The sequence below is a fragment of the Craterilacuibacter sp. genome, assembly GCF_051659485.1.
Taxonomy (GTDB): Bacteria; Pseudomonadota; Gammaproteobacteria; order Burkholderiales; family Chromobacteriaceae; genus Craterilacuibacter.
Genome location: NZ_JBOFOO010000116.1, coordinates 1 through 2,835, shown reverse-complemented (window position 1 = coordinate 2,835; position 2,835 = coordinate 1). Strand labels below are relative to the sequence as shown.

Annotated in this window: 3 protein-coding genes; 1 reads left to right on the top strand and 2 read right to left on the bottom strand. The window is 53.6% G+C overall.

The window, feature by feature from the left end; genetic code table 11:
• A partial coding sequence (locus ACRC1E_RS04085; protein WP_438513835.1) for a phosphoenolpyruvate carboxykinase (GTP) occupies nucleotides 1–1,406 on the bottom strand: 1,406 nt, incomplete at its 3' end.
• Nucleotides 1,407–1,963: 557 nt separating this feature from the next.
• Here ACRC1E_RS04085 and ACRC1E_RS04080 point away from each other — a divergent pair.
• A complete protein-coding gene (locus tag ACRC1E_RS04080; protein WP_438513834.1) occupies nucleotides 1,964–2,356 on the top strand; it encodes a helix-turn-helix domain-containing protein in 393 nt (130 codons plus the stop codon).
• 318 nt (nucleotides 2,357–2,674) lie between these two features.
• Here the strand turns inward: ACRC1E_RS04080 and ACRC1E_RS04075 are convergent.
• The coding region (locus ACRC1E_RS04075; protein ID WP_438513836.1) for a Lar family restriction alleviation protein at nucleotides 2,675–2,835 on the bottom strand (161 nt) is incomplete at its 5' end.

Sequence of the window (2,835 nt, the reverse complement as noted above, 5' to 3'; positions counted from 1 at the left end):
GGCAGCATGGCAAACGGGTCACGCCGGGTCTGCCCCTGTGCGCCCATCGCGGCCGCCGTCGTTTCCGATCCCATGGTGGCGGCCATATACACGCCTTCGTCCCAGCCGGCGGCTTCAAATACCAGCGGTACCGTAGACGAACGGCGACCACCAAAGATAAAGGCAGAAATAGGCACACCGGCAGCATCATTCCATGCGGTATCCAATGACGGACACTGGGTCGCAGACACGGTAAAGCGCGAGTTGGGATGCGCGGCCTTGCGCCCGGTGGCCTTGCCAATTTCCGGCGTCCAGTCCTGCCCCTGCCAGTCGGTCAGATGGGCAGGAACGTCCTTGCTCATGCCTTCCCACCACACATCGCCATCGTCCGTCAGCGCCACATTGGTGAAAATCACGTTGTTCTGTAGCATCGCCATAGCATTGGGGTTGGACTTGACCGAAGTCCCGGGTGCCACACCAAAGTAGCCGTTTTCCGGATTGATGGCGTAGAGCTTGCCGTCACTGCCCGGCTTGATCCATGCAATATCATCCCCCACGGTCGTGACTTTCCAGCCCTGATAGGCGGAAGGTGGAATCAGCATGGCAAAGTTGGTCTTACCGCAGGCGCTCGGGAATGCGGCTGCGACATAGGATTTTTCACCCTGAGGGCTTTCCACTCCCAAAATCAGCATGTGTTCTGCCAGCCAACCCTGATCACGCCCCATGGTCGAGGCGATACGCAGCGCAAAGCACTTCTTGCCCAGCAAGGCATTGCCACCGTAGCCCGAACCGTAAGACCAGATCTCGCGCGTCTCCGGAAAATGGACAATGTACTTGGTGTCCGGATTGCACGGCCAAGGCTTGTCGGCTTCACCTGCGGCCAAGGGTGCACCTACGGTATGGATGCACGGAACGAAATCGCCCTTCTCTCCCAGAATGTCGTACACCGCACGCCCCATGCGCGTCATGATGCGCATCGAAGCAACCACATATGGCGAGTCGGTAATCTCGATACCGATATGGGCAATCGGAGATCCCAGTGGCCCCATGCTGAACGGAATCACATACATCGTACGCCCACGCATGCAGCCTTCAAACAAGCCCTGCAAGGTCGTGCGCATCTCGGCCGGTTCCATCCAGTTATTGTTTGGACCGGCGTCTTCTTTGTGCTCGGCGCAGACATAAGTACGGTCTTCCACTCGCGCCACATCGGAAGGATCAGAAAACGCAGCATAACTATTGGCGCGCTTTTGCGGATTAAGCCGGGTTAGCGTCCCTGCGGCCACCATCTGCTCCAGTAATTGCGCATTTTCTTCTTCAGAACCATCCACCCAGTGGATGGCATCCGCTTGGGTCAGTGCAGCTACTTTGGCAACCCAGGCAAGCAGGTCTGCATGTTTGATGTAATCGGGAGCAGTGGACCGCATGTAACACCTCTGTTGATATGAATATTTAATTTGGCTAGGCGATTTTCACAGATTTGTAATCCAGCGTCTCGACAATCTGTCATTAGCATCGGTGTATTGCTTTTTTGTCCACATCGCACCTTGCTTCCATGCCGCTAACTGCCAGCTTTGCTTGACAATGAATAACAATGGCATTTTAACTACACAATAAAAATTACAAACACCTCGACAACCATGCACACCTTCGTCATTTTTAGCCGGCTTACCCTGGCACAAACATAGGGTGCGATACCACACCGGCAATGGCAGTGCAGCAAAATGTATGACTGTGTATGATTTACAAATTACACAAAATATCCTTACCGCATTGTATGATTAATCACTGTAATAAAATCACACAAACAAACCATACAATTACAAGCCGCTGATAAATAATAAATCATACAACAAGTACTACAACACTAACCTTTATTAAAACATACAAATACACACGCAACAAAAAATCAATACAAACAATGTATGCATGTATGAATTAACAATGTATGATATAAATCACAATGAACCCGAGTGAGATCACCATGACTGTTCTGCCTGTCCTTGAAAGCCCGGACTTTCCGTCGGCGCTAAAAAACCTGCGTAAGGAGCTGCAGCTCTCGCGTACGGCACTAGCCGACAAGGTAGGCTTGTCTACGGCGGCCATCCAGCGCTACGAGGCGACAGACAATAGTCATATCACGCCCAGCCCCCAGGCCTACGAGCGACTGGTGCGCGCCCTTGCCGACCAACAAGTCAAATCCGCTCCAGTGCCTGCTGCACGGATACGGCAGCTACCGGCCATCATGGAAGCCCCGCCCCGGGCTGAACAGCCGCCTCCTCCCTTGCCAGCCATCCTGCTGACCGACGCAACACTGGAACAGCTGATCGCCCGTGCCAAAATACTGGGCGCGAAGAAAGTCACCATCGAGTTCTGAATCTTGCTGACTAAACTCAACAGCATGACCGGCAAGGTGTAAGCAATAGCTGGGCATGCCCGTTTTAGCAAGCTGGATATTGTCGCAGCAACACCTATCCTGCGGCTCGAACTGAAGGGGGATTCGCGGCTATCTGTTCCGCGAAGTGATACCCGTAGCCTCGGTCGAGGTCGGGCACTTATTAGGATGGCGATATCTGGGCTATGTAACGGTGCTGACGGTACGGCATAGCATCAGCTCAGCCCCTTCCTTCATCAATGCCAGCCTGCGCTTTATCGGGGCCGCACTCAGATGCGGCCCCGTTCTGGATGTATTTGTTCAGCGCTTGCTATTCCAGTTGTAAATCGCTTCTTTCTTATTGTCGGCCTGAGCGCCTATCACGGTGCAATTGCCTTGTCCGGCATAGTTCACGCACTGTACCCAGAAACGGCTGGAGCCGGCCTTGACGAGCTCGGCACGCGAGCCGCATTTGCTGCAGG

Excerpts from the sequence above, each read along its gene's own strand:
- ACRC1E_RS04080 (WP_438513834.1), top strand. The coding sequence starts at position 1,964 with ATGACTGTTCTGCCTGTCCTTGAAAGCCCGGACTTTCCGTCGGCGCTA.